19 protein-coding genes and 1 tRNA gene are annotated in these 22,195 nt (G+C 62.7%); 9 read left to right on the forward strand and 11 right to left on the reverse strand.

Going from position 1 to position 22,195, the window contains the following annotated elements; all coding sequences use genetic code 11:
* Positions 1–29: 29 nt before the first annotated feature.
* The 5 genes from JOH52_RS08680 to JOH52_RS08700 all read right to left on the reverse strand — a co-directional run bounded on the left by JOH52_RS08680 (position 30) and on the right by JOH52_RS08700 (position 8,684).
* Entirely contained in the window at positions 30–2,507 is a 2,478-nt protein-coding gene (locus JOH52_RS08680; protein WP_017263123.1) for a glycogen/starch/alpha-glucan phosphorylase, read from the reverse strand.
* Between the two features lie 221 nt (positions 2,508–2,728).
* Entirely contained in the window at positions 2,729–3,961 is a 1,233-nt protein-coding gene (locus JOH52_RS08685; RefSeq protein WP_010970233.1) for a vWA domain-containing protein, read from the reverse strand.
* Positions 3,962–4,171: 210 nt separating this feature from the next.
* Entirely contained in the window at positions 4,172–5,059 is an 888-nt protein-coding gene (locus JOH52_RS08690; protein WP_017263124.1) for a transglutaminase family protein, read from the reverse strand.
* A 5-nt stretch (positions 5,060–5,064) separates the two neighbouring features.
* Positions 5,065–7,473, reverse strand: coding sequence for a circularly permuted type 2 ATP-grasp protein (locus JOH52_RS08695; protein ID WP_010970231.1), 2,409 nt, complete (start codon positions 7,471–7,473; stop codon positions 5,065–5,067).
* 176 nt (positions 7,474–7,649) lie between these two features.
* Entirely contained in the window at positions 7,650–8,684 is a 1,035-nt protein-coding gene (locus tag JOH52_RS08700) for an aldo/keto reductase (protein ID WP_010970230.1), read from the reverse strand.
* A gap of 105 nt (positions 8,685–8,789) precedes the next feature.
* Between JOH52_RS08700 and JOH52_RS08705 the strand changes: the two genes are divergently transcribed.
* Entirely contained in the window at positions 8,790–9,746 is a 957-nt protein-coding gene (locus tag JOH52_RS08705; protein ID WP_003533921.1) for a LysR family transcriptional regulator, read from the forward strand.
* A gap of 66 nt (positions 9,747–9,812) precedes the next feature.
* Here the strand turns inward: JOH52_RS08705 and JOH52_RS08710 are convergent, their stop codons facing one another.
* Together JOH52_RS08710 and JOH52_RS08715 are read right to left on the reverse strand one after the other, a co-directional pair.
* The gene (locus JOH52_RS08710) at positions 9,813–10,574 is read right to left on the reverse strand and encodes a VOC family protein (protein WP_010970229.1); all 762 of its coding nucleotides are present in this window, start codon (positions 10,572–10,574) and stop codon (positions 9,813–9,815) included.
* Positions 10,575–10,779: 205 nt separating this feature from the next.
* Positions 10,780–11,253 (reverse strand): DUF1579 domain-containing protein, encoded by a 474-nt coding sequence (locus tag JOH52_RS08715; protein ID WP_013844850.1) that lies wholly within the window; start codon positions 11,251–11,253, stop codon positions 10,780–10,782.
* Between the two features lie 152 nt (positions 11,254–11,405).
* On the opposite strand from JOH52_RS08715, the gene JOH52_RS08720 reads away from it, so the two are divergent.
* The 6 genes from JOH52_RS08720 (at position 11,406) to JOH52_RS08745 (ending at position 15,556) form a co-directional block, all read left to right on the forward strand.
* Entirely contained in the window at positions 11,406–11,852 is a 447-nt protein-coding gene (locus JOH52_RS08720; RefSeq protein ID WP_003533927.1) for a MarR family winged helix-turn-helix transcriptional regulator, read from the forward strand.
* A 149-nt stretch (positions 11,853–12,001) separates the two neighbouring features.
* On the forward strand, positions 12,002–12,538 hold the full coding sequence (locus JOH52_RS08725) for an RNA polymerase sigma factor (protein ID WP_010970227.1): 537 nt from the start codon (positions 12,002–12,004) through the stop codon (positions 12,536–12,538).
* Positions 12,535–13,308 carry an anti-sigma factor family protein gene (locus tag JOH52_RS08730; protein ID WP_010970226.1) on the forward strand — a complete coding sequence of 258 codons (774 nt, stop codon included), beginning with the start codon at positions 12,535–12,537 and terminating at the stop codon, positions 13,306–13,308. Before JOH52_RS08725 ends, JOH52_RS08730 begins: the two co-directional genes overlap by 4 nt.
* Positions 13,309–13,452: 144 nt before the next feature.
* Positions 13,453–14,652: a SorT family sulfite dehydrogenase catalytic subunit gene (gene sorT, locus JOH52_RS08735; protein WP_010970225.1), complete on the forward strand. Its 1,200-nt coding sequence runs from the start codon at positions 13,453–13,455 to the stop codon at positions 14,650–14,652.
* Positions 14,653–14,724: 72 nt separating this feature from the next.
* Positions 14,725–15,066 carry a SorU family sulfite dehydrogenase c-type cytochrome subunit gene (sorU, locus tag JOH52_RS08740; protein ID WP_010970224.1) on the forward strand — a complete coding sequence of 114 codons (342 nt, stop codon included), beginning with the start codon at positions 14,725–14,727 and terminating at the stop codon, positions 15,064–15,066.
* 46 nt (positions 15,067–15,112) lie between these two features.
* Positions 15,113–15,556 (forward strand): pseudoazurin, encoded by a 444-nt coding sequence (locus tag JOH52_RS08745; RefSeq protein WP_010970223.1) that lies wholly within the window; start codon positions 15,113–15,115, stop codon positions 15,554–15,556.
* Positions 15,557–15,917: 361 nt separating this feature from the next.
* Here JOH52_RS08745 and JOH52_RS08750 read toward each other — a convergent pair whose 3' ends face one another.
* A complete protein-coding gene (locus JOH52_RS08750) occupies positions 15,918–16,994 on the reverse strand; it encodes an ISAs1-like element ISRm21 family transposase (RefSeq protein ID WP_010969728.1) in 1,077 nt (358 codons plus the stop codon).
* Positions 16,995–17,443: 449 nt separating this feature from the next.
* Here JOH52_RS08750 and JOH52_RS08755 point away from each other — a divergent pair, with 449 nt between their 5' ends.
* On the forward strand, positions 17,444–17,848 hold the full coding sequence (locus tag JOH52_RS08755) for a GFA family protein (protein ID WP_010970222.1): 405 nt from the start codon (positions 17,444–17,446) through the stop codon (positions 17,846–17,848).
* 172 nt (positions 17,849–18,020) lie between these two features.
* On the opposite strand, the gene ilvD is transcribed toward JOH52_RS08755, so the two are convergent.
* From ilvD to cpdR1, 3 genes are all read right to left on the reverse strand, one after another.
* Positions 18,021–19,859, reverse strand: coding sequence for a dihydroxy-acid dehydratase (gene ilvD, locus JOH52_RS08760; RefSeq protein ID WP_010970221.1), 1,839 nt, complete (start codon positions 19,857–19,859; stop codon positions 18,021–18,023).
* A gap of 432 nt (positions 19,860–20,291) precedes the next feature.
* A tRNA-Val gene (locus JOH52_RS08765) sits at positions 20,292–20,366 on the reverse strand.
* Between the two features lie 284 nt (positions 20,367–20,650).
* Positions 20,651–21,013 (reverse strand): response regulator CpdR1, encoded by a 363-nt coding sequence (cpdR1, locus tag JOH52_RS08770; RefSeq protein ID WP_003531148.1) that lies wholly within the window; start codon positions 21,011–21,013, stop codon positions 20,651–20,653.
* A 190-nt stretch (positions 21,014–21,203) separates the two neighbouring features.
* Here cpdR1 and JOH52_RS08775 point away from each other — a divergent pair, with 190 nt between their 5' ends.
* On the forward strand, positions 21,204–22,085 hold the full coding sequence (locus tag JOH52_RS08775; RefSeq protein WP_010970220.1) for an N-formylglutamate amidohydrolase: 882 nt from the start codon (positions 21,204–21,206) through the stop codon (positions 22,083–22,085).
* Positions 22,086–22,195 lie beyond the last annotated feature (110 nt).

The raw sequence follows: 22,195 nt of genomic DNA on the forward strand, positions 1-22,195 counted from the left end.
GGGGGCTGGATCCTTGCCGGGCGGAACCGTCATCCGGCTCTCCAGATCTCTCCGGCATATTGCCGGATCGTGCGATCGGACGAGAACCAGCCCATCCGGGCGGTGTTGCGGACCGCCTTCGAATACCAGGCGGACGGGGTGGTCCAGAGCTGGTCGATCTCGCGCTGCGCCTTGGCATAGGCCTCGAAATCGGCTGCAACCATGAACCAGTCGTGGTTGTAAAGCCCGTCCACGAGGCCGGAAAAGCGATTGCGGTCGTCGGGCGAGAAGACGCCGGAAGCGATCGCATCGAGCGCCTGCGAGAGTTCGCGCGAATTTTCGATGACGGCGCGCGGATTGTGTCCTTCCGCTCGCGCCTTGCCCACCTCCTCGGCGGTCATGCCGAAGATCTTGATGTTTTCCTCGCCGACCCAGTCGCGCATCTCGACATTGGCGCCATCGAGCGTGCCGATGGTCAGCGCTCCGTTGAGCGCGAACTTCATGTTGCCGGTACCCGAGGCTTCCATGCCCGCCGTCGAGATCTGCTCGGAGAGATCGGCCGCCGGTACCATCACTTCCGCAAGCGACACATTGTAGTTGGGGACGAAGACGACCTTCAGAAGGCCGCGGACGGCCGGATCGTTGTTGATGACGCGGGCGATGTCATTGGCAAGTTTAATGATCAGCTTGGCGTTATGATAGCTCGGTGCCGCCTTGCCGGCGAAGAGCTTGACGCGCGGTACCCAGTCGAGCTCGGGATGGGAGCGGATCTGGTCGTAAAGCGCCACCGCTTCGATGAGGTTCAGCAACTGCCGCTTATATTCGTGGATTCGCTTGATCTGGATGTCGAACATCGCCGACGGATCGATCCGGATGCCGAGATTCGCCTGGACCAGCTTTGCCAGCCGCACCTTGTTGGCGCGCTTTACGGCTGCGAAGTGCTCCTGGAAATCCGCCTTGTCGGCAAAGGCGTCGAGGGCCTGAAGCGCCTCGGTATTGTCCATGAACTCGTCGCCGATCGCCTCCCGGATCAGGCCGAAAAGACCCGGATTGCACTGCATCAGCCACCGGCGCGGCGTTATGCCGTTGGTCTTGTTGTTGATGCGGTCCGGATAAAGCGCGTGAAGGTCGGCGAAGACCGTTTCCTTCATCAGCTCGGTATGGAGAGCCGATACGCCGTTGATCGAGTGCGAGCCGACGAAGGCGAGATTGCCCATGCGCACGCGCCGGTCGCCGGTTTCGTCGATCAGCGAGATGTTGCGGATCGCCTCGTCCGTCGCGTGCCTCTCCCGGCGTGCCTCGATCAGGATCTTGGCGTTGATGGCGTAGACGATCTGCATGTGGCGCGGCAGCAGCCGCTCGAAGAGCGGAACCGGCCAGCTCTCGAGCGCTTCCGGCAGCAGGGTGTGGTTCGTATAGGAGAAGGTCCGCCGCGAAATGTCCCAGGCCTGTTCGAAATCGAGCCCGTGCACATCGGTCAAGAGACGCACCAGCTCGGCGACGGAGACCGCCGGATGCGTATCGTTAAGCTGGATGGCGACGGCGTCCGGCAGCGACGTGAAGTCGGGATACTGCTGCAGATGCCGGCGCAGGATGTCCTGGAGCGAGGCGGAGGAGAAGAAATATTCCTGCCTGAGCCTGAGTTCCTGGCCGGCCGGCGTGGCGTCGGCCGGATAGAGCACGCGCGTCAGGCTTTCCGCCTTGTTGCTTTCGCGCAGCGCCCCGATATGGTCGCCGGCATTGAAGGCGTCGAGCAGGATCGGGTCGATCGGCTGCGCGGCCCAGAGGCGAAGCGTGTTGACGCGCGTTGCCCGCCAGCCGACGGCCGGTGTGTCGAAGGCGGTGGCGATAACGCGCTCGGCCGGCTTCCACACGTAACGCTGCACTTCCTCGTCGATATTGACCGTTTCGACGCTGCCGCCGAAGCCGATCTCGTAGGAGCTTTCGCGGCGCTCGAATTCCCAGGGGTTGCCATGAGCGAGCCAGGTCTCCGGCAGTTCCACCTGCCAGCCGTCGGCCATCTGCTGGCGGAAAAGACCGTGCATGTAGCGTATGCCATAGCCGTAGGCAGGCACGTCGACGGTCGCCATGGATTCCATGAAACAGGCGGCGAGGCGGCCGAGACCGCCATTGCCGAGCGCCGCATCCGGCTCGAGAGCGGCAACGACGTCGATATCGACGCCGAGCGAGGCAAGCGCATCGCGCATCTCGTCCATGAGGCCGAGATTCGTCATGGCGTCGCGCATCATACGGCCGATGAGGAACTCGAGCGACATGTAATAGACGCGCTTGGCGCCGGTCGAATAGGTCTTGCGGGTGGAGTCCATCCATTTGTCGGTGATGCGGTCACGCGCCACGAGGATGGCGGCCGTCAACCAGTCGTGCGGCTTGGCGACTTTCGGGTCCTTGCCGATGCGGTATTTCAGACGCTCGAGAATCTCGACTGCAAGCTGGCTGGGTTCCGAGGATCTGAGGGCGGGTTGCGGCAGTTCGGTGGTTGAGAGCCGAGTCATCATGAGAACTGTCATACCCTTATTGCATTTCGGAAAGCCCCAGGTCGGAACCGACCAGGTACAAGGGCAATTTATGCATCGATCCGAAGCGCTTGCAACAGGTGTTTTTAAAAGGATTAAAACAGCAGATGCTTGACGGTCGGCCCCGATGCCGCAGACATTTCAGGATTGGCGAATAAAGCAAAGCGCCGCCCGGAGAGGCCGGGCGGCGTTCGACACGGGCTGAAACTTGGCGCTTATTTCGTCAGGCGCGCAATCATCGCGGCAGCTTTTTGGCCGATCTTCTCGAATTCCGAAACGAGCGCCGCCGCGTCGTCGGCTTCCTTGTAATGATCCGGCGAAGTAGCGCAGGCCTTCAAAAGATCCTTGCCCCGTTGCGGCGCCATGAAGGCCACGGTGAAGATCGCGATGCCGTTGTTTTTGGCCGTCGTGCAAGCCGCCTTGGTGACGGAGTCCGCCTTTTCCAGGTCACGGGGCGAGGTCTTGCCGTTGTAGCTCGTGTTTTCGCCGTCGGTCATGAACACGATGTACTTTTCCGGAGTTTGCCCGTTCTTGGCCAGATGTGCCTCATTCTCACCGTCCAGCAGCAATTCCTCCACGGCTGCAGCAAAGGCCGAGCTGGAATCGGTCCCTCCGGTCGCGTCGAGGCCCTGAACGTGAGCTGACGCATTCTTCGTGCCCCAGGTCAATTTCGAGGCCCTGTCCTGCCTGTCGTTGTAGGACGCCGCGCCCGCGCGGAGGTACTCGTTGCCAGGATCCATTTTTGCCAGGGGCGTGAACAGTTTATCAACAGCCGACTTCAGGGTGGTGATCTTGTCGACGTAGCATGGGCTGGTCGCCCTCACGTTCGACTCTCCCCAGTTCGACGCCGTCCAGTTGATGCATCTGGGGCGGCTCGTATCGACGGTGTCGGTTTTCCATGCCATCGAGCCCGAGCGATCGAGTACGAGGTACATCGAAATGGCGTTCTTGCTCTCGGTTGCGCTGTCTGCCGTCGACCGGGTCTCAAGCTCAATGGATTCCTTGCCCAATAGGCGCGTCATGGCGTTGAACTGCAGCAGGTGCTTGTTCGCCACGGAAACCTGGAACGATTTCCCCTTCGTGCCATTCGGCGTTTCGACGATAACCACTTCCGACGTATTGACGTCGTCCCAACTCGGTGCGGTCGATCCTGCGGCGGCCATGGTCCCCACGGCCTCCCCCGGAACGTCTGCCGAACTGGTGGCAGCCATCTGCGTCTTCAGGAACTTGCGTGCGATCGCCTTCGCTTCTTCGATGTCCGGTCTCGCATCGGAAACGAGCGCGGAAGCCGCCGCGAGCGCTGCCGCGTCGGTTGCGTCCTGAAGTTGGTTCTTGGTCATCAGCATGTTGGCGACATCGACGGACACTCCGCCGACGGCCAGGAGCAGCGGCGCGATCAGCGCCGTCATCATTCCGAAATTGCCGCCCCGATCCCGCAGCATCGCCAAGAAGGATCGGCCTATGGTTGATCGTCTTCGCATCTGTGAACACCCCAGCAAATACATTGCAAGCCCGGGGCGACAATTAGCGGCGATACCTTGCTCTCATGTTCAGGAAATCGGTTCAATTTTAGCGAAGTTCCTGAAAAACCCGTGGCTTCTAATGGGAATTTCGCCCGGTGCGCACGTGCAGAAGCGGGACATACGTGCCGTTTCGGATCAACCGACGGGGACGACGTCGACGGCCTGTTCCGTCGTGTGACGGCCGTAGCCTTTCAGCACGCCGATCACGGGCGCGACATCGCCGTAGTCGCGGCCATGGCCGACGACGATGTGGTCGGTGCCGGCCGGAATATTGTTGGTTGGATCGAGCTCCATCCAGCCGCCCGTGGTGCCGCACCAGAAGCGGACCCAGGCATGCATCGCGTCGGCGCCCTCCAGCCGCTCCTGACCCGGCGGCGGCAGGGTTCTCAGGAACCCGCTGACATAGCCGGCGGGAATCCCGAGACTGCGCAACGCCACGATCATCACATGGGCGAAGTCCTGGCAGACGCCGCGCTTCAGATCGAAGGCCTCGGCGGGGGTGGTGTTCACGGTGGTCGCTTCGGAGTCGTAGGCAAAGTCGCGGTGGATGCGATCGCAGACGGCGGCTCCGATCTGCTCGACCGTCATGGTATTGCGGGCGATCGCGCGGGCATAGGCGGCGATCTCCGGGACGGCGGGAAGGAGCGGGCTCGGACCGAGGAAATGATGCGGGGATTCGGCGTCGACCGACCAGCAGGCGGCAAGCTCGGGCGCAAGACCGCCGAGCGGAGGCGAAAGGTCGGCCGTGAGCGCCGGCGCCTCAGCCTGGACACGCGCCTGCATCCGGATGACGAGATGATCATGCACGGAGCGGAACAGGATGGACGTCGTGGGGTTGGCGAAGAAATCCCTGCCTTCCCGGCGTTCGAAGGGCACCGGCTGGCAGGTCACCGATCCGGCCACAAGACGTTGCCGTCCGGGAATGGACACCGGCAGCACACGTACGAGATGTCTTCCGCCGCTTACCGGGGCCTCGTAACCGTAGGTGATCTTCAGGCTGATGTCGTAGAGCACGGCAACCATCTCCTTCAGCCGAGATAGGTCTGCGCCAGCAGTTCGGACAGGTGTTCGAGATCCTGCATCAGGCGCCTGTAGACGGCCCTGTCCATCTGCTCCGGCGTCATGATCGCAAGGCCGGAATGGAGCCGCATCGTTTCCCGGTAGAAGGGTGACATCTGCCCGTTGACGAAGGCGTTCGGCAGGAGCTCGACCTCTTTCTTGATCTCGTTGAGCTGATAAAGGACCGAGCGCGGATTGAGCGGATCGAGCGCCAGAAGGTCGGTGACCGTCGGTGCCGCCGTGTTGACGTTGTAGCGCCGGCGGTGCGTCATGACGCTGTCGCCGATCTCCAGCAGCATGTCATAGGCGCCGTCTGGAGCCTCTGGTCCGGACATGTGGCCGAGCAGTCCCGTCATATGCAGGCCGCGTTCGAGATAGCGTCCGATCGACAGGAACCGCCATCCGGTGAAGCGGTACATGTTTTCGTGTACCAGGCCCGCGAAGCCGGCGAGCTTTCGCAGGAGGATCGTCATCGCGTGCGTGGCGTCGTCGCCCGCCTGAACGGTCGCGTGGAACTTCCGCGCCGTTCTGGAGAGGTCGTTGAGCGCGAGCCACCCGTCCGGCGAGAAGCGGTCGCGGATGTTTCCGGCGCTGAAAAGGGCGCTGTCGATACTGGAAAGCAGGCTATCCGGTACCGGCTCCCCGGTGCTGATGCCGAGCACGGCGAGGTAGTCGCTCACATCTTTCAGGAGCGGCATGTTCGGATCGGCGGATTCAGCGAAACGCCCGTGCCAGGCGCGCAGAACCCGAAGGGCGCCTTCCGCCCTTTCTATGTAGCGGCCGAGCCAGAAGAGGTTGTCCGCTGCCCGGCTGGGCAGGCTGCCGGGCAGGTTACGGGTGAAGCTCTCCTCCGCCGGCAGCAAGGTCGTGCGGTCGACGGGCTTGGCGCTGACGATCCAGACGTCGGCGGCAGTGCCGCCGGCCTGCATTGCTATCGCCGCCACGTCGTCGCCGGAGCCGATGCGGGCGAAGCCGCCGGGCATGATCTGCCATCCGTCGCGCGTGCGCGCGGCAAACACCCGGAGGCTCATCGGTCGAGGTGTGAGCCGGCCATGCACCCAGGCCGGCGTCGTCGACAGCGTAACGACCTCCTGGCCCACCAGCTTGCCGCCGTCCGCAGCGAGCCATTCGCCGATGGAGGTCCCGGCGCTTTCGCGGAAGGAGGCGCCGAGTACCGATTGGCCTTCGTCGTCGAAGAAGGGCCGCGTCGAATAGGCCGGGCCGATGACCATGCGCTCGATATTGCCGGCGACATGCCGTCGTTCGGCTTCCTGTCCGCACCACCAGGTGGCGATCGACGGCAGCTTCTGCTCCTCGCCGAGTATATAACGGCAGATCGCCGGCAGGAAAGCCAGGAAGGCGCGCGTTTCCAGAATACCGGAGCCGAGTGCATTGACGATCGAGACGGAGCCGGCCCTCAGCGCCTCGACGATACCCGGGGTGCCGATATGCGAGGATTGGTTGAGCTCCAGCGGATCGGCAAAGGATGCGTCGAGGCGCCGCCAGAGCACGCCGACGGGTTTCAGGCCGGCCACCGTGCGCACCATGACCCGTCCGTCGACGACGGTCAGATCTTCGCCCTCGAGCAGCATGAAGCCGAGATAGCGGGCGATATAGGCATGCTCGAAATAGGTCTCGTTGGCGATGCCCGGTGAGAGCACGGCAATGCGGTCGTCCGCATGCTGCTTGTGCCCCTGCAGCGTGTCGCGGAAAGCACCGAAGAATCCCGCCAGCCGATGGACATGGCTTTCGGCATAGAGGTCGGAAAAGGCCCGCGTCGTCGCCACCCGGTTCTCGAGCGCAAAGCCTGCGCCGGAGGGGGCTTCGGTCCGGTCGGAGAGCACCCACCAGTTTCCGTCGGGGCCGCGTCCGATCTCGAAGGAGCAGAAGTGCAGGAAATGTCCGTTCGCCGGTTCGAGCCCGACGATCGGGCGCAGGAACTCCGGATTGGAAGCGATGAGGGCGGGGGGCAGCAGGCCGGCCTTGACCAGCCGGTTCTTGCCATAGACGTCGGCAAGCACCCGCTCGAGCAGTTCGGCCCGCTGGACGAGGCCGGCGGAAACCGTGGCCCATTCCGCCTCGTCGATCAGCACGGGAATGTGCGAAAGCGGCCAGCTGCGCTCGGAATTCTCCTTGCCGTAGGCGCGATAGAAGACCCCGGCATCGCGCAGATACCGGTCTGCGCGTGCGAAGCGGTTGGCAAGATCCGTCTCGTCCATGCGGCCGAGCGTCGCAAGCAGCCGCTGCCATACCGGCCGAACGTTGCCGCGCGCGTCGAGCATTTCGTCGGCGACGCCCGGCAAGGCGCGATAGCCAAAGGCCGGGCCGCCCTCGATTCGGCTCATCTGTTCCGGCCCTGCGGCCTGCTTCTTCGCCATTCCAATCCCTGCCGGACGCCCCGCTCGCGCAACATCATCGGCTGAGCCGCCGATCCCGATTCGACCATGTATCACAAATCTGGAGTGTTTCGCTGGCGAAGCTTTAGGCAGACGGCCGGCAGCCCCGTTTTCGATGGAGCTGCCGGCTTCGTCGCTTGCGTGCACGTCTCGTTTCTTCAGACGACCGGCGGGTTGATCCGCGCGAAGCCTTCCTGCCGGTAATAGGGGAAGTATGGGTAGGGGGCGGTCGTCGCACTCGCCGCGTCGAGCCGGGCGACCTCCTCGGGGGTGAGCGACCAGCCGGCGGCACCGAGGTTCTGTCTGAGCTGCTCTTCATTGCGCGCACCGATGATGACACTCGAAACGGTCGGGCGCCGGAGAAGCCAGTTGATGGCGATCTGCGGAACGGTCTTGCCGGTTTCCTGCGCGATGGCGTCGAGGACTTCGACGACGTCGTAGAGCTTTTCCTCGTCGACCGGCGGCCCGAAGGCGGCGGTGTCGTGCAGGCGGCTGCCCTCGGGCCAGGGCTCGCCGCGGCGGATCTTGCCGGTGAGCCGCCCCCAGCCGAGCGGGCTCCAGACGAGTGCGCCGACGCCCTGATCGAGACCGAGCGGCATCAGTTCCCATTCGTAATCGCGGCCGACAAGCGAATAATAGACCTGGTTGGCGACGTAGCGCGGATATCCCTGGCGGTCGGCGGCGGCGAGGGATTTCATCAGCTGCCAGCCGGAAAAGTTGGAAACGCCGACATAGCGCAGCTTGCCCGAGCGCACGAGCGTGTCGAGGGTCGACAGGACCTCTTCGACGGGCGTTCCGGCATCGAAGGCGTGCAGTTGCAGCAGGTCGATATAGTCGGTTCCGAGCCGTTTCAGCGCCTTTTCCACACCGCTGATCAGGCGCGAGCGCGACGATCCGGCGGCGTTCGGTCCTTCGCCCACAGGAAGCGACAGTTTCGTCGACAGCATGACGTCGTCGCGCCGGCCCTTGATCGCGGCACCAAGGACCTCTTCCGAAGCGCCGTCTGAATAGACATCCGCGGTGTCGAAAAGATTGACGCCCGCCTCGAGGCAGATGTCGACGAGGCGGCGCGCCTCGGCCGCATCCGTGCTGCCCCAGGCGCCGAAGAGCGGCCCCTTGCCGCCGAAGGTGCCCGCTCCGAAGCTGAGGACCGGTACTTTCAGTCCCGAGGAACCAAGCCGTCTATATTCCATAGCTGCAACTCCACTCTTGCTCATGAATCGGTAATATGAAGATGGAGCTGTACTCGCTTTGGATATAGACTGTCTCCGGGAATATTATCTGTGAGCTGAATTCATATGTCGAGACCCTCGGTCAACCGCTCGGGCGAAATGGAGATCTTTGCGAAGGCGGTGGAGCTGGGCGGATTTTCGGCTGCTGCCCGCCATTACCGCATGACGCCTTCGGCCGTCAGCAAGCTCGTGCTGCGTCTTGAGGAGCGGCTCGGCGTGAGGCTGGTGAACCGCTCGACGCGCAAGCTTCAGCTGACGCCGGAGGGACATGCATTCTACGAGCGTACGGTGCGCATCCTCGCCGATATCGACGAGGCGGAGCGCTCTGCATCGGCCGGCGAGAGCCCGGTCGGCCGGGTCCGGCTGAACGTCAACGCCTCGTTCGGCACCCACGTCCTGATGCCGCTGGTGCCCGAGTTCCGGGCGCATTTTCCTGCCGTCAGCCTCGACATCGTCATGACCGACGCCGTCGTGGACCTGATGGAGGCGCGCGCCGATGTGGCTATCCGCGCTGGACCGCTGAAGAGCTCGACGCTGATTGCGCGCAAGCTCGGGGCGACGCGGATGATGATCGTGGCGGCACCGTCCTACATAGAACGGTACGGAATGCCCTCGTCGCTCGAGGAGCTCAAGGGGCATGAGCGGCTCGGCTTCTGCTACGCGCGCGCCGTCGACGGCTGGCCGTTGAGGACGGATGGGGAAACGGTCGTGCTGCCGGCCTCGGGAGCGGTACAGGTGAGCGATGGCGAGGGGTTGCGCCAATTGGCGCTTGCCGGCGCCGGGCTGGCACGGCTTGCGGAGTTCACCGTAAGGGAAGACGTCAGCGCCCGGCGCCTCGTGCCGGTTCTGGAAGACCTCAATCCGGGCGATCTCGAGGAGGTTCACGCCGTCTATCTCGGCCAGGGCGGCGCGCTTCCCGCGCGCGTGCGCGCCGTCCTCGATTTCCTCGCCCGCCATGCCCGCATCACGCCGGGGCAGGACGCGGGCAGGCGCCGGACTTCACCCATACCGGCTCCGGCATGAGGATGATCGCCGAAGCAGGACAGCGGCGGAGATGTCCGCCGCGTTCCCGTTGAGAGGCGCCAACCCTCAGCGTTTCGGCGCGACCAGCGCGAAGAGCGCCCCTTGAGGGTCGATGAACTGCGCGATCCACGCTCCGCCGGGCACTTCCATCGGACCCATCAACAGCTTCGCGCCGCCGGATTGCGCCCGATCGATTGCCGCGTCGATCGCCTCGACATTGAAGTAATAGAGCCAGAAAGGATTGGGAACCTCTCTCGGCCTGGTCATCATCCCGCCGATCGGCTGACCATTATGGGCGAAGATCTGGTAGACGCCCATCTCGCCCATATCCATCGCCTGGTCCTTGGTCCAGCCGAACAGCTTCGAATAGAAGCTGAAGGCCGTGTCGAGGTCGCCGGCCATCAGTTCGTGCCAGCCGATGTTGCCGGCAGCCATTTGCTCCATTGCCGGTGGCGGTTCGCCGTCGCCCCTGAAGAGGGCGAAGGCGGCGCCGTGCGGGTCGGTCACGATTGCGAAGCGGCCGATATTCGGAATGTCCTCCGGCGCGCGATGGACCGTTCCGCCCTCGGCGGCAAGCTTGGCGGCGGACTCGTCGACATCGTCGACCGCGATATAGCCGAGCCATGCCGGCGGTATCTGCATGTCGAGCGCGCCTTCCGGCATCGTCATGAGACCCGCTACCTGGTGGTCTCCGGCGGAAAGGAGCGTGTAGTTCATGCCGGGCATTCCCGCGTCACGCGCGCTCCAGCCAACGATGTCCTTGTAGAAGGCTTCCGCCGCCTTCATGTCCGTCGTCATCAGTTCGTACCAGACGAATTTCCCATGCATTGTCGGTCCTCCGGTTGTTCTGGATGTGTCGTTGCGGTCGGCGACGGACGGTCGCGTGGGGGAACGCGAACGCAATCGAAGGCTGCTTTCCGGTCCGTCCGCACGCGCTTCATATCGTTGGGTCGACCTAAAATCGTGAACGTGATCGAATATAAGTTAAAGCTGAATGCGGGCGGAAACCGCACGCACTTTTCTTAATCCCGCGCTAGCGGCGGCGGTATTCCGCGCTCATCATTTCTTTCCAGTCGCCGTTTTCGGTCTGGACGCGGGCCGTAAGGGTCCGGCGGTTCGCGTCGATGAGGGTTATTCTATCCTGATATCGGGCGGTCCTGCCGGGATTTTCGAAGTCGGGGCCTTCACAATTGAGGGCAAGCGTCTTCCCGTCGTCCTCTATAACGCCGTCATAGACCCACATATGCGTCATCATGGAGCCGACCCACGTACCGAGATAACGCTTTGTCTCGGGATTGTAGCCGAGCGTCATCAAAGTCTGGCCGGGGCTGCCCCCCGGCATGATGCCCTCTCCCTCGCACACGACCCAGAGACCGTGCATCGAGCGGACGTTTTCGATCCAGGGCTGGCTGTCCTCGCCGCTTCCCGTCGAATCCTCGGACGTGATCGTCCACTCGCCGAGCAGCTGTTCCAGCCATCGGTGTTCTTCCTGCGGCTCTACTTTCATTGATTTCCCTCCCGCGGTCGTGCACAGCCATCCCGTCGGGCGGGTGCGGCGCTGAAACGCCGCTCAGCGTCCGAAGGTTCCTGCCACGCTTCCTTTGCGCTCGCCTCATGCCGGCGCTTGACTAATTATGTTGATATCAACATTACTATTTTATGTCAAAGCCGCTGCCGATACCTTTTTCCACCACGCTCTTCGTCAGGGACACCTGCCTGTGCCTGCATGTCCAGCGCGCCGCCCGGGCGCTCGCCCGTCGGTTCGACGAGGCGCTGAGACCGCTCGAGATTACCAATGGTCAGTTCTCGCTGATGATGTCGCTCAACCGGCCGGACCCGCCGAGCATGAGCGCGGTGGCCGCCGTGCTCGCCATGGATCGCACCACGTTGACGGCGGCGCTGAAGCCGCTGGAGCGACGAGGCATTGTCGAGTCGTTCGCCGACCCTGGCGACAGGCGTCTGAAACGCGTGCGGCTGACGACGGAGGGCGGCCGGCTGCTCGCCGAGGCGCTGCCGATCTGGAAGGCAACCCATGAAGCGCTCGACGAACGTCTGGGGGAGGGCGGCGCGGAACGTCTGCGGGCGGATCTGATCGCACTGACCTGATGGGACCGGCAAGCGCGCCGAGAAATCGCCAGCGGACGTAGCGCATCATGGAATAAGCGAGGCAGCTCGCTCGTCTCTACGCCGCGGAGGAAAAATGGAACGAACCGGAAGCTTCGAGGCGGGAACGCGTGCAGCCCTGATCGGGTGTCATGTCGGGTATCATGCGCTCGCGCGTTGAACGGAGACTGGAACCGCATTATGCGCGGCTTTTCGCTTATGCCGTCGCGCTTTCGCGCGATCGCGACGGAGCACAGGATATTTTCCAGGAGTGCATCGCCCGCGCCTTGGATGCGCGAAGCGTGCCCGAAACGGAGCCCGCATTTCGTGCATGGCTCTTCGCGATCCTTCGGAACATCTGGATCGACCAGTCGCGCCTGCGCCGCCGGCGTTCCGACCTGGAACAGGAGTTCGTCACGGACCTGGTGCCCGCGCCGGTCGCCCCGGAAACCGTGCTGGTCGATGCATTTTCGGTCCGCCAGGCGTTTACCCGCCTCAGCACCGAGCATCGCGAAATCCTCGCGCTGGTCGACATATCCGGTTTCAGCTACGAGGAGGTGGCAATGATGATCGCAGTGCCCAAGGGTACCGTCATGAGCCGGGTCAGCCGTGCAAGGCGGGCGCTGGCGTCTTACCTCGGCGATGCCAATGTCGTCGAACTCGCGCGGCATCGAGAAGGCCGAAAATGACAGAAAACGACCTGAATCCCGATATTTTGAGTGCCTATGTCGACGGCGAACTCGAGCCGGAGGAGGCGTCGCGCGTCGCCCGTCTGATTGCTTCCGACGAGGCGGTGGCGCGGCGCGCGGCCAAACTGTCCGAGATGAAGGCGGCAGTTGCGGGAATGGCTCCGGAGATCGTGGTGGTGACGGTGCCGCGTCCGCGGCCGGCCAGCCGATGGATGCTGTCGTTTGCTGCGGGTGCGTGTGCCAGCCTGCTGGTCTTTGCGGTGGCCTGGTTCGGCCTGGCAAGGGCTCCGGTGGGGGTGCCGGCGGGACTGCCGGGGGACGCGGCGGTTCGCGATGCCGTGCTGGAGCATGCGGCCTGGGTCGGAGGTTCTTTCACGCCGCCAATGCTTCCGGCCTCCGCACCCGCTGATGTGTTTGTGCCGGCGATGAACGCGGCCGGATTGACGCCCGTCTTTGCGCGCGAAACCTCCGTGAATGGCGAAGCCGCGTTGCATACAGGCTACGTCGGCAGTTCCGGCTGTCGGCTGAGCCTGTTCCGGATCGCTCGCCCGGACGTTGAGCACGGTTTCGACATGTCAAGCGACGACGGCCTGCTTCATGCCTCCTGGTCGGGCGACGCCGCAAGCTTCCTGCTTGTAGCCCGGGGGATGGACGAAGCCCGCTTCGCCCTTCTCGCCGGCGCTCTGAAGCTGGCGAGCGAAGAGAATGGCCGGGGAAAGCAGAAAATAATCGCAAGCCTCGGCGCGATGCGTCAGCCGTGCATCGGCTGACGCATCGCCGGATCGGACGCGCGATGCTGCCGGTTCACAAAAATGATTGGCGCGAGGGAATTTTCCGGGGCGTCAGTCGTCTCTTCCAGTCATTTCGAGGACGATCGGATCGGCATGCTGCCATCCGGGAAAAGGAGACGCGACTTGACTGAGATGCTGACCATGAAACGGCGGAGTTTTCTGACCGGGAGCGCCGGAGCTGTCGTTGCTGCCGGAACCGGTGGGCTTGCTGAGGCCAAGGAGACGAAGCCTCTGCCCGACTACGTGGCCTGGAAGGACGCCGATGCGCTGATCGTCCATAGCGACAAGACGCTGGAGACGAAGCGAAGCGAATTCGGCACCAGTATCATTACGCCGGAAGAGAAGCTTTACATCCGCAACAACGTCAACACGCCTCCGGAATCGATTCTCGCCGACCGCGACGGATGGAAGGTGGAGATATCAGGCGTAAAGGAGCCCCGGACGCTCACTGTCGCCGAACTGAAGACTCTGGGTCTGGTGACGGCGGCGACTGTACTGCAATGTTCGGGCAATGGCCGCAAATACTTCAAGGATCAGCTGACGGGTGACCAGAAAATGAGCGGCACGCCCTGGACCGTCGGCGCTGCGGGTTGCGTCATCTGGAGCGGCGTGCCTCTCAAAGCGGTGGTCGATGCCCTGGGTGGGCCTGCCGAAGGGGCTCGGTTCATCACGGGAACGGGCGGTGAGGAGCTTCCGGCCGGGCTCGACCCCAAGCTTCTGGTGGTCGAGCGCTCGGTCCCGATCTCGAACCTCGACAATGTGATTCTTGCCTGGGAAATGAACGGGAGGCCTCTTTCCCTTGCCCATGGGGGCCCGCTGCGCATGGTCGTCCCCGGCTATTCCGGCGTCAACAATATCAAATATGTCAAGGCCGTCGCCATGACCGAGGTCGAGACGGACGCGAAGATCCAGAAGACCAGCTATCGCGTGCACGCGCTCGGAGAAAAAGGCTCTCCCGACCAGCCATCGGTATGGGAACAGCCCGTCAAGTCGTGGATCACCACGCCGCACGAGGCTGCAAAGGCGGGACAGGTGCAGATTGCCGGCGTCGCCTTCGGCGGCATGAATGCTTGCAAGAGCGTAGAGGTCTCGGTGGACGGCGGTCAGACGTGGCAGGAAGCCGAGTTCATCGGGCCCGATCTCGGCCGTTTCGCCTGGCGCGTTTTTGCCCTGTCGGCCGATCTGGCGCGGGGGACCTACACGCTCGTCAGCCGCGCGACCGATACCGAGGGTAACGTGCAGCCCGAGGAGACCGAGATGAATGGAGCCGGCTACGGCCACAACGGCTGGCGTGCGCCCGCCGTCAAACTCACCGTTGCCTGACCGCAACCGAAGGGTTCCGCATGTTGCGGAACCCTGTTTCACGATCTTCTCCTATCAATTTCGGATCAGAACATGACCCATGCTTCAAGCCGCCGGATCGCGGCCGTGCTCACCTGTGTAACCATCGGCCTGTCGCCGCGCATGGCATCCGCCGAAGAAGACAAGCTTGCGCTCGGCAGAGAGATATTCCTCGAACGGTCGGAACCGCAATGCGCGCTCTGTCATACGCTGGCGGATGCCGAGGCCGTCGGGGAGGTTGGACCCAATCTCGACGAACTCAAACCCGACGCGGAAAGGGTCAATACGGCTGTCACCAACGGCATCGGGCCGATGCCGGCCAACGAGATCCTTACGGACGAAGAAATCGAGGCCGTCGCGCTTTATGTCTCGACGGTCGCCGGAAAAGCCAAGTGATCGGCGTCATGCGGGCGTTGACGCCCGCCAAGGAGAGGAAAGTACGTTGAAGACAAAGATGATGCTTTTGGCGATGTTGTGCGCGACCTCTGCAGGCCAGGCAAACGCCGAGGAATATCGTGTCGAAATGCTGAACAAAGCCGCTGACGGCCGCGTGATGGCATTCGAGCCCGCCGTCATCCGCGCCCAGCCCGGAGACACCGTCACCTTCGTCGCAAAAGACAAGGGGCACAACTCCGCGCTGATGAAGGGCGGCGCACCGGAAGGTGCGGAGACCTGGAAGGGCAAGATCAACGAGGAAATCACCGTGACCCTGAGCAAGCCCGGCGTCTACATGTATCAATGCGCCCCGCATGTCGGCATGGGCATGATCGGCGCAATCGTGGTTGGAGAACCGGCGAACCTCGAAGCCGTCAAGGGCATCAAGTATCCCGGAAAATCGAAGGCGGCCGCGGAGAAGATCTTCGCGGAAATCGAGAGCGGCGGCTGACGGACCGGTTGCTGCTGCTCCTTCCTCACCCCTGTGCTCGTCACTAGGGCATATACATATCTGCTCCTCTGGTGGGAGCCGTTGCCATGGCGAGAAACCGGCTGGCTCCCAGTTATGCGGTCTGCTGCCGGATAGGTGAAGGTCAAGCCGCTTGTCGTCTCCCCGCTTGTGGGGGAGATGGCCGGCAGGCCAGAGGGGGTTAAACGCCAAACCCTGCATGCTGCCGAAGACGATTTGCCGCGAGGATACCCTGCGGCATTCCGAAGACGCGGTCATACGACTGCGTCGTGTAGTCCTGATGGGCGAGCGGGAGAGCAGACCCCCTCTGGCCTGCCGGCCATCTCCCCCACAAGGGGCAGGGCTATCGCATATGAGCGATAAGAGAAGTGAGGAATTGGTCATCCCAGCCCGCCTTTTTGATTTTCCGGCGGATGGAGGCCTTGTCGGGGTGAGATCGCAAGAGGTTGAGAGCGATCTTGCGCAAGAAGGCAATGTTCTGAGGGCCGTTGTCCTTGCGGTTTCTGGCGGCGTCCTCGCGGAAGTGGACATCCAGAACCCAATGCAGTTTGTTTTCGATTTGCCAATGGGTTCTTACAACCTCGATCAGCGCGCTCGGCGACATGGTGGTGGAGAGCAGGAAGTAGCGGACATGGCTGGTCAAATGGCCGTTGGTATGACGGCTTGTGGTCTCGACGCAGCCGATGGCCTGCAGGCCCGGAAAGTTGATATCGTCGACAGCCACAACGCTGGCGCGGCGTGTCTCGGTGCGGTCATGGGCAGTCTCGGCTGCAATCTGGATGCTCTCGACGTGGTCGGCGTCCTCGATGCGGGCGAGCGCCTGGGCCAAGAGGCCGGGCTGGTTGGCCTTCAGTGCCAGAGCATAATCGCCGCCGGCAGCGAGGATGGCGCGGGCGGTGTCGGGCCGGCAATGCAGGGCATCGGCGGTGACGATAGAGCCCTCCAGTGCCAGCAGCGCGAGCGCATCGAGAGCCCCTTGCACCTCATTGCGGCCCGGCGCGAGCTTTTGGCCGATGACCAGACCGGGACCGGCAGCCCAGACATTGACGAAGTGGAGTGGCGTGGCCTTGGCGGCGCGCCGGTAGGCACCGCGCACCGCCTTGCCATCGATCGCTACCACCCCTTCGAGACCCTGCGCAAAGCTCGCCGTGAGACGGCGAAAGGCCGCGTCAAAGGCATCCGGATCGAGATGGCGGAAGACGGTGGAGAAGGTGTCATGGCTGGGAATGCCATAGGGCAGCGGCACGATTGTCTTCAGCCATTTCTTCTTGGCAACGCCGAAATCGGCCATATCGGTACAGCTTTCCGCACCGCAGACAATCGCCGCAACGGCAATGAACAGGATCGACGTCAACGGATGGCGCGCATTGCGACCGCGCGGATCGGGCAAATCTTCAAAGCAAGCGGCAAATCTACTCATCGAGACCTCCAAGTCAGCGGAGAACTCCAAGAATCGATTTGCCGCAACAAAACAACCGCTTATTTGCTAAATGCGATTCCCCTGCCACAAGGGGGGAGAATATATGCGGCGGGCTCTCGCTTCCGCTTCTGCGTTCTGTCCGTGGCATCGTTTTGGCATGTGAAGTCAAAACCGCTTATCCGCCCCAAGGCAATTGTCCTGCGAGAGGATCAGATGTGTAAATGCCCTAGTGTGCTCGTCACAGGGATGAGGAGTGCAAACAAGCCGCTGCGGGTTGCCCGAATCTCAACGGGCCTTGGAGCGGAATGAGGAAAAGTGTGTGCGGTTTTCCGCCCGCATCCCGCTCTTACTTATTAGAATGGATCACCTTCATGATTTACGTTGACCGACCTAAATCATGAAGGTGATCCAGATCTCGAAAATCTAGATTCAAGCGGGGAGAAACGAGGATGAAAAAGACCCATAAGGGTAGCTGCCACTGTGGACGGATCCGCTTCGAGGTCGATATCGATCTCGAAGCGGGAACCAGCCGCTGCAATTGCTCATACTGCTCGAAGCTGCGTTATTGGGGCGCAAGCGTGAAACCGGAGGATTTCCGGCTCATGTGCGAGGAGGCAGGCATCGGCGATTACCAGTTCGGCACGATGAGCGGCCATCATCGGTTCTGCACGGCGTGCGGTGTGACGCCCTATGGCCACGGCTATGTCGAAGAGATCGGCGGTGCCTTCGTCTCCATCAATGTCGCATGCCTCGACGGTGTCGATCCGGCCGAGTTTGCGGCCCTGCCGATCCAATATATGGACGGGCTCCACAACAATTGGTGGAACGCACCGGCCGAGACGCGGCACATGTGAATTCACAGCTCCGAAACGAAAAGGCTCCCGTCGCTGCGGGAGCCTTTTGGGACAGCTGCAATGCTGTTGAAAGCACTTCCAGGAAAAGTGTGTAACGGTTTTCCGTCCGGAAGTGCGTTGGGTCAAACGGTAGAGCATTTCAGTGTTTCCATGAAACAGTGAAATGCTCGACTTAACGGTCGCCCAGATCTCTCACGGCGCCGCGGTCGGCCGATGTCGCGAAGGCCGCATAGGCCTTGAGCGCGGTCGTCACCCGGCGCTTGCGCTGCTCGACCGGCTTCCAGCCCTTGGCATCCTGTTCGGTGCGGCGTGCGGCAAGCTCGGCCTCGTCCACCCGCAGACTGATGGTGCGGTTCGGAATGTCGATATCGATCATGTCGCCTTCGCGCACCAGCCCGATCGTTCCGCCATTCGCCGCTTCGGGAGAGACGTGGCCGATCGAAAGACCGGAGGTGCCGCCGGAGAAGCGTCCGTCGGTGATCAGCGCACAGGCTTTGCCGAGACCCTTCGACTTCAGATAGCTCGTCGGGTAGAGCATTTCCTGCATGCCCGGTCCGCCCTTCGGCCCCTCGTAGCGGATGACGACGACGTCGCCGGCCTTGATCTCGTTGGCGAGGATGCCCTTCACGGCTGCGTCCTGGCTCTCGAAGACGCGCGCCGGGCCGGAGAATTTCAGGATGCTCTCGTCCACGCCCGCGGTTTTCACGATGCAGCCGTCGAGCGCGATGTTGCCCTTGAGTACTGCGAGGCCGCCATCCTTGGAGAAGGGATGTTCGACCGAGCGGATGACACCGTTTTCGCGGTCTGTATCGAGCTCGTCCCAGCGTGCCTCCTGGCTGAAGGCGACCTGCGTCGGAATGCCTCCGGGAGCGGCGCGGAAGAATTTTCGGACAGTGTCGCTCGACGTGCGGGTGATGTCCCAGCGGTCGATCGCGTCGCCGAGCGTCTCGGCGTGGACTGTCGGGCAGTCGCGGTTGATGAGGCCGCCCTTGTCCAGCTCGCCGAGGATCGACATGATGCCGCCGGCCCTGTGTACGTCTTCCATGTGCACGTCGGCTTTCGCCGGAGCGACCTTCGACAGGCACGGGACCTTGCGCGACAGCCGGTCGATATCGTCCATGGTGAAGTCGATCTCGCCCTCATAGGCGGCGGCAAGGATGTGGAGCACCGTATTCGTCGAGCCGCCCATGGCGATGTCGAGCGCCATGGCGTTCTCGAAGGCCTGCTTGGTGGCGATGTTGCGGGGCAGCACCCGCTCGTCCTCCTGCTCGTAATAGCGGCGCGCCAGGTCGACGATGAGGTGGCCGGCCTCGACGAACAGGCGTTTGCGGTCGGCATGGGTCGCGAGCGTCGAGCCGTTGCCGGGCAGCGACAGACCGAGCGCCTCGGTCAGACAGTTCATCGAATTGGCCGTGAACATGCCGGAGCAGGAGCCGCAGGTCGGGCAGGCGGAGCGCTCGATGATCTGGACGTCCTCGTCGGAGACTTTGTCGTCGGCGGCCGCGACCATAGCGTCGACGAGGTCGAGCGCATGCGTCTTGCCGTGCAGCACCACCTTGCCGGCCTCCATCGGCCCGCCGGAGACGAAGACGGCCGGAATGTTGAGGCGCAATGCCGCCATCAGCATGCCGGGGGTGATCTTGTCGCAATTGGAGATGCAGACCATGGCGTCGGCGCAATGGGCGTTCACCATATATTCGACGCTGTCGGCGATGATCTCGCGCGAGGGCAGCGAATAGAGCATGCCGTCATGGCCCATGGCGATGCCGTCGTCGACGGCGATCGTATTGAATTCCTTGGCGACGCCGCCGGCCGCCTCGATCTCGCGCGCGACGAGCTGGCCGAGGTCCTTCAGATGCACATGGCCCGGCACGAACTGCGTGAACGAGTTCACCACCGCGATAATAGGCTTGCCGAAGTCGCTGTCCTTCATGCCCGTCGCGCGCCAGAGGCCGCGGGCGCCGGCCATGTTGCGGCCGTGGGTGGTGGTGCGGGAGCGATAGGCAGGCATGAACGTGTTCCTTCACGGACGAATGTCATTAGGCGGATGTGGCGATCGCAGAGCGCCGTTGCAGGGGGTAGTAGCGCAAAATTGCGCGCGCGTCATCTTCCGCGCCAGATTATTTCCGGGCGGCGCGCGCCAGCGCCGGCGCGGCTCCGCGCAAGAAAAAAGGCCGGGCTGAACCCGACCTTCCTCAACACCTTCAGCCAATGCCAGTACATCCGTGGTCAATGGCGAGGTAGGTATCTCTTAACAGGCGAACATGAAGAACGCGTGACAACGCTTCGGAAAACCCGAGCGCTTTCGACAGGCTAGCAGAATCGCCGCCGTTCAAAGTTCCGGTCTCGGCTTCAGTTGCTTGTGTCGGCCGGCGCGTGCAGTGGAAGTTGGGGGAATTGAAAAAGGGCTTGCGGTTTCCCGTAAGCCCTTTTGAAACTTGGATGGTGGGCGTGACAAGGATCGAACTTGTGACCCCTACGATGTCAACGTAGTGCTCTCCCGCTGAGCTACACGCCCATCCGATGCGGCGCATAGACCACAGAACCGGCGCCCGCGTCAATAGGCTTTTCGAAGGTTTTTTGACAGAAATTGCGCAGGGTCTGAGCGGCGTGATTTCAGGGGTATCGGCGTTCTTTTCGGACATCCCGAAGTTCCGTCGAGCGCGCTAAGGCGTTGAAATAACGAAGCCGCCATCGATGCTGATGATCGAGGGCGGCTTCGAGGCAATGCTTGCGCGGAAGGAGCCTTTGGCCTTCGGCGAAGGGTGCGCGGGAAAGCTGCGGCGCACATATGTTCGCTGCTCAGGCGGCCAGCATCTTGTTGACCTCGTTGACGAGGTCGCGCAGGTGGAAGGGCTTGGAAAGGACCTTGGCGTCTTTCGGCGCCTTGGAATCCGGGTTCAGCGCAACGGCGGCGAAGCCGGTGATGAACATCACTTTCAGGTCGGGGTCGAGTTCGGTCGCGCGGCGCGCGAGTTCGATGCCGTCCATCTCCGGCATGACGATGTCGGTCAGGAGAAGCGAAAAGGGTTCTTCGCGAAGCCGGTCATAGGCGCTGGCGCCGTTGTCATAGGAAAGAACCTTGTAGCCGGCTTTTTCCAGCGCCTTCACAAGAAACCGGCGCATGTCGTTGTCGTCTTCGGCAAGGAGGATTTTCGCAGTCATATCTGGCCGTGGCTACTTCTTCTGGGTGCTGGTGGATTGCGGCAGCTCAGCAAACCGCAACATGGTAAATATCTGGTGAACGGGCGCGATCAAGTCCCTTGAACCAGCGGGCGGCCACTATGGACACAGAGGCGACCAACTGGCAACATGATCTGAATAGCAAGAACCGGACATGGTAAAAAGGGTTCCGATGGGGGAAGCGGTTGAGTGGGAGTTTTTCGAGGTTCTGGAACCCGCAAGCCAGAGGATACCTTTCGTTTTCAACTCCCCGCACAGCGGCCGGCATTATCCCCAGTTCTTTCTCGACCAGTCGCGCCTCGATCCGCATTCCATTCGCCGTTCCGAAGACCATTTCGTCGATGAACTGTTCCGCAGCGCCACGTTTCTGGGGGCGCCCTTGCTCCGGGCGCATTTCCCGCGTGCCTTCCTGGACGTAAACCGCGAACCCTACGAACTCGACCCGCGCATGTTCGACGGCGCCTTGCCGCCGCACGCCAATATCAGTTCGATGCGCGTCGCCGGCGGCCTCGGCACCGTGCCGCGCCTCGTCGCCGAGAATATGGAAATATATCGTGGCCGTTTTCCGGTCGAGCAGGCGCTCGAGCGCATCGAGACGATCTACAAGCCCTATCATGCGACGCTCAGAAAGCTGATCGCCCGCACCCATGTCGAGTTCGGGATGTCGATCCTCATCGACTGCCACTCGATGCCGGGCAACGTGCATCTGCCGGGAAGCGGCCATCGCCCGGACTTCATTATCGGCGACCGCTACGGAACGAGCGCGGCGGCGGAACTGTCCCGGGTGGCGGTGGAGCTTCTGGAGCAACTCGGCTATGCGGTCGCGCGCAACAAGCCCTATGCCGGCGGCTTCATCACGGAACATTATGGCCGTCCGACGCGCGGACTGCATGCGTTGCAGATCGAAATCAACCGCGGCCTCTATGTCGACGAGGCAACCCTGATCAAAAAGCCGGGATTCGCAGCTCTCGAGGCCGACCTCGCAACCTTCATCGCGGCGCTCGCGCGGCACGTCGAGGATTTCGGCGCCTATCTGCCGCTGGCCGCGGAATAACAATTCGAAAAGGCTTTTGAGCGCCCGGCGGCGGAACGCTGCTCAAAAAGAACCGCGCCAGCGGCGCGGTCAAGTCTAGGGAGGAAACACCCAAGGAGGGTATTTGCAGC

The sequence above is a fragment of the Sinorhizobium meliloti genome (genome assembly GCF_017876815.1).
Lineage (GTDB): Bacteria > Pseudomonadota > Alphaproteobacteria > Rhizobiales > Rhizobiaceae > Sinorhizobium > Sinorhizobium meliloti.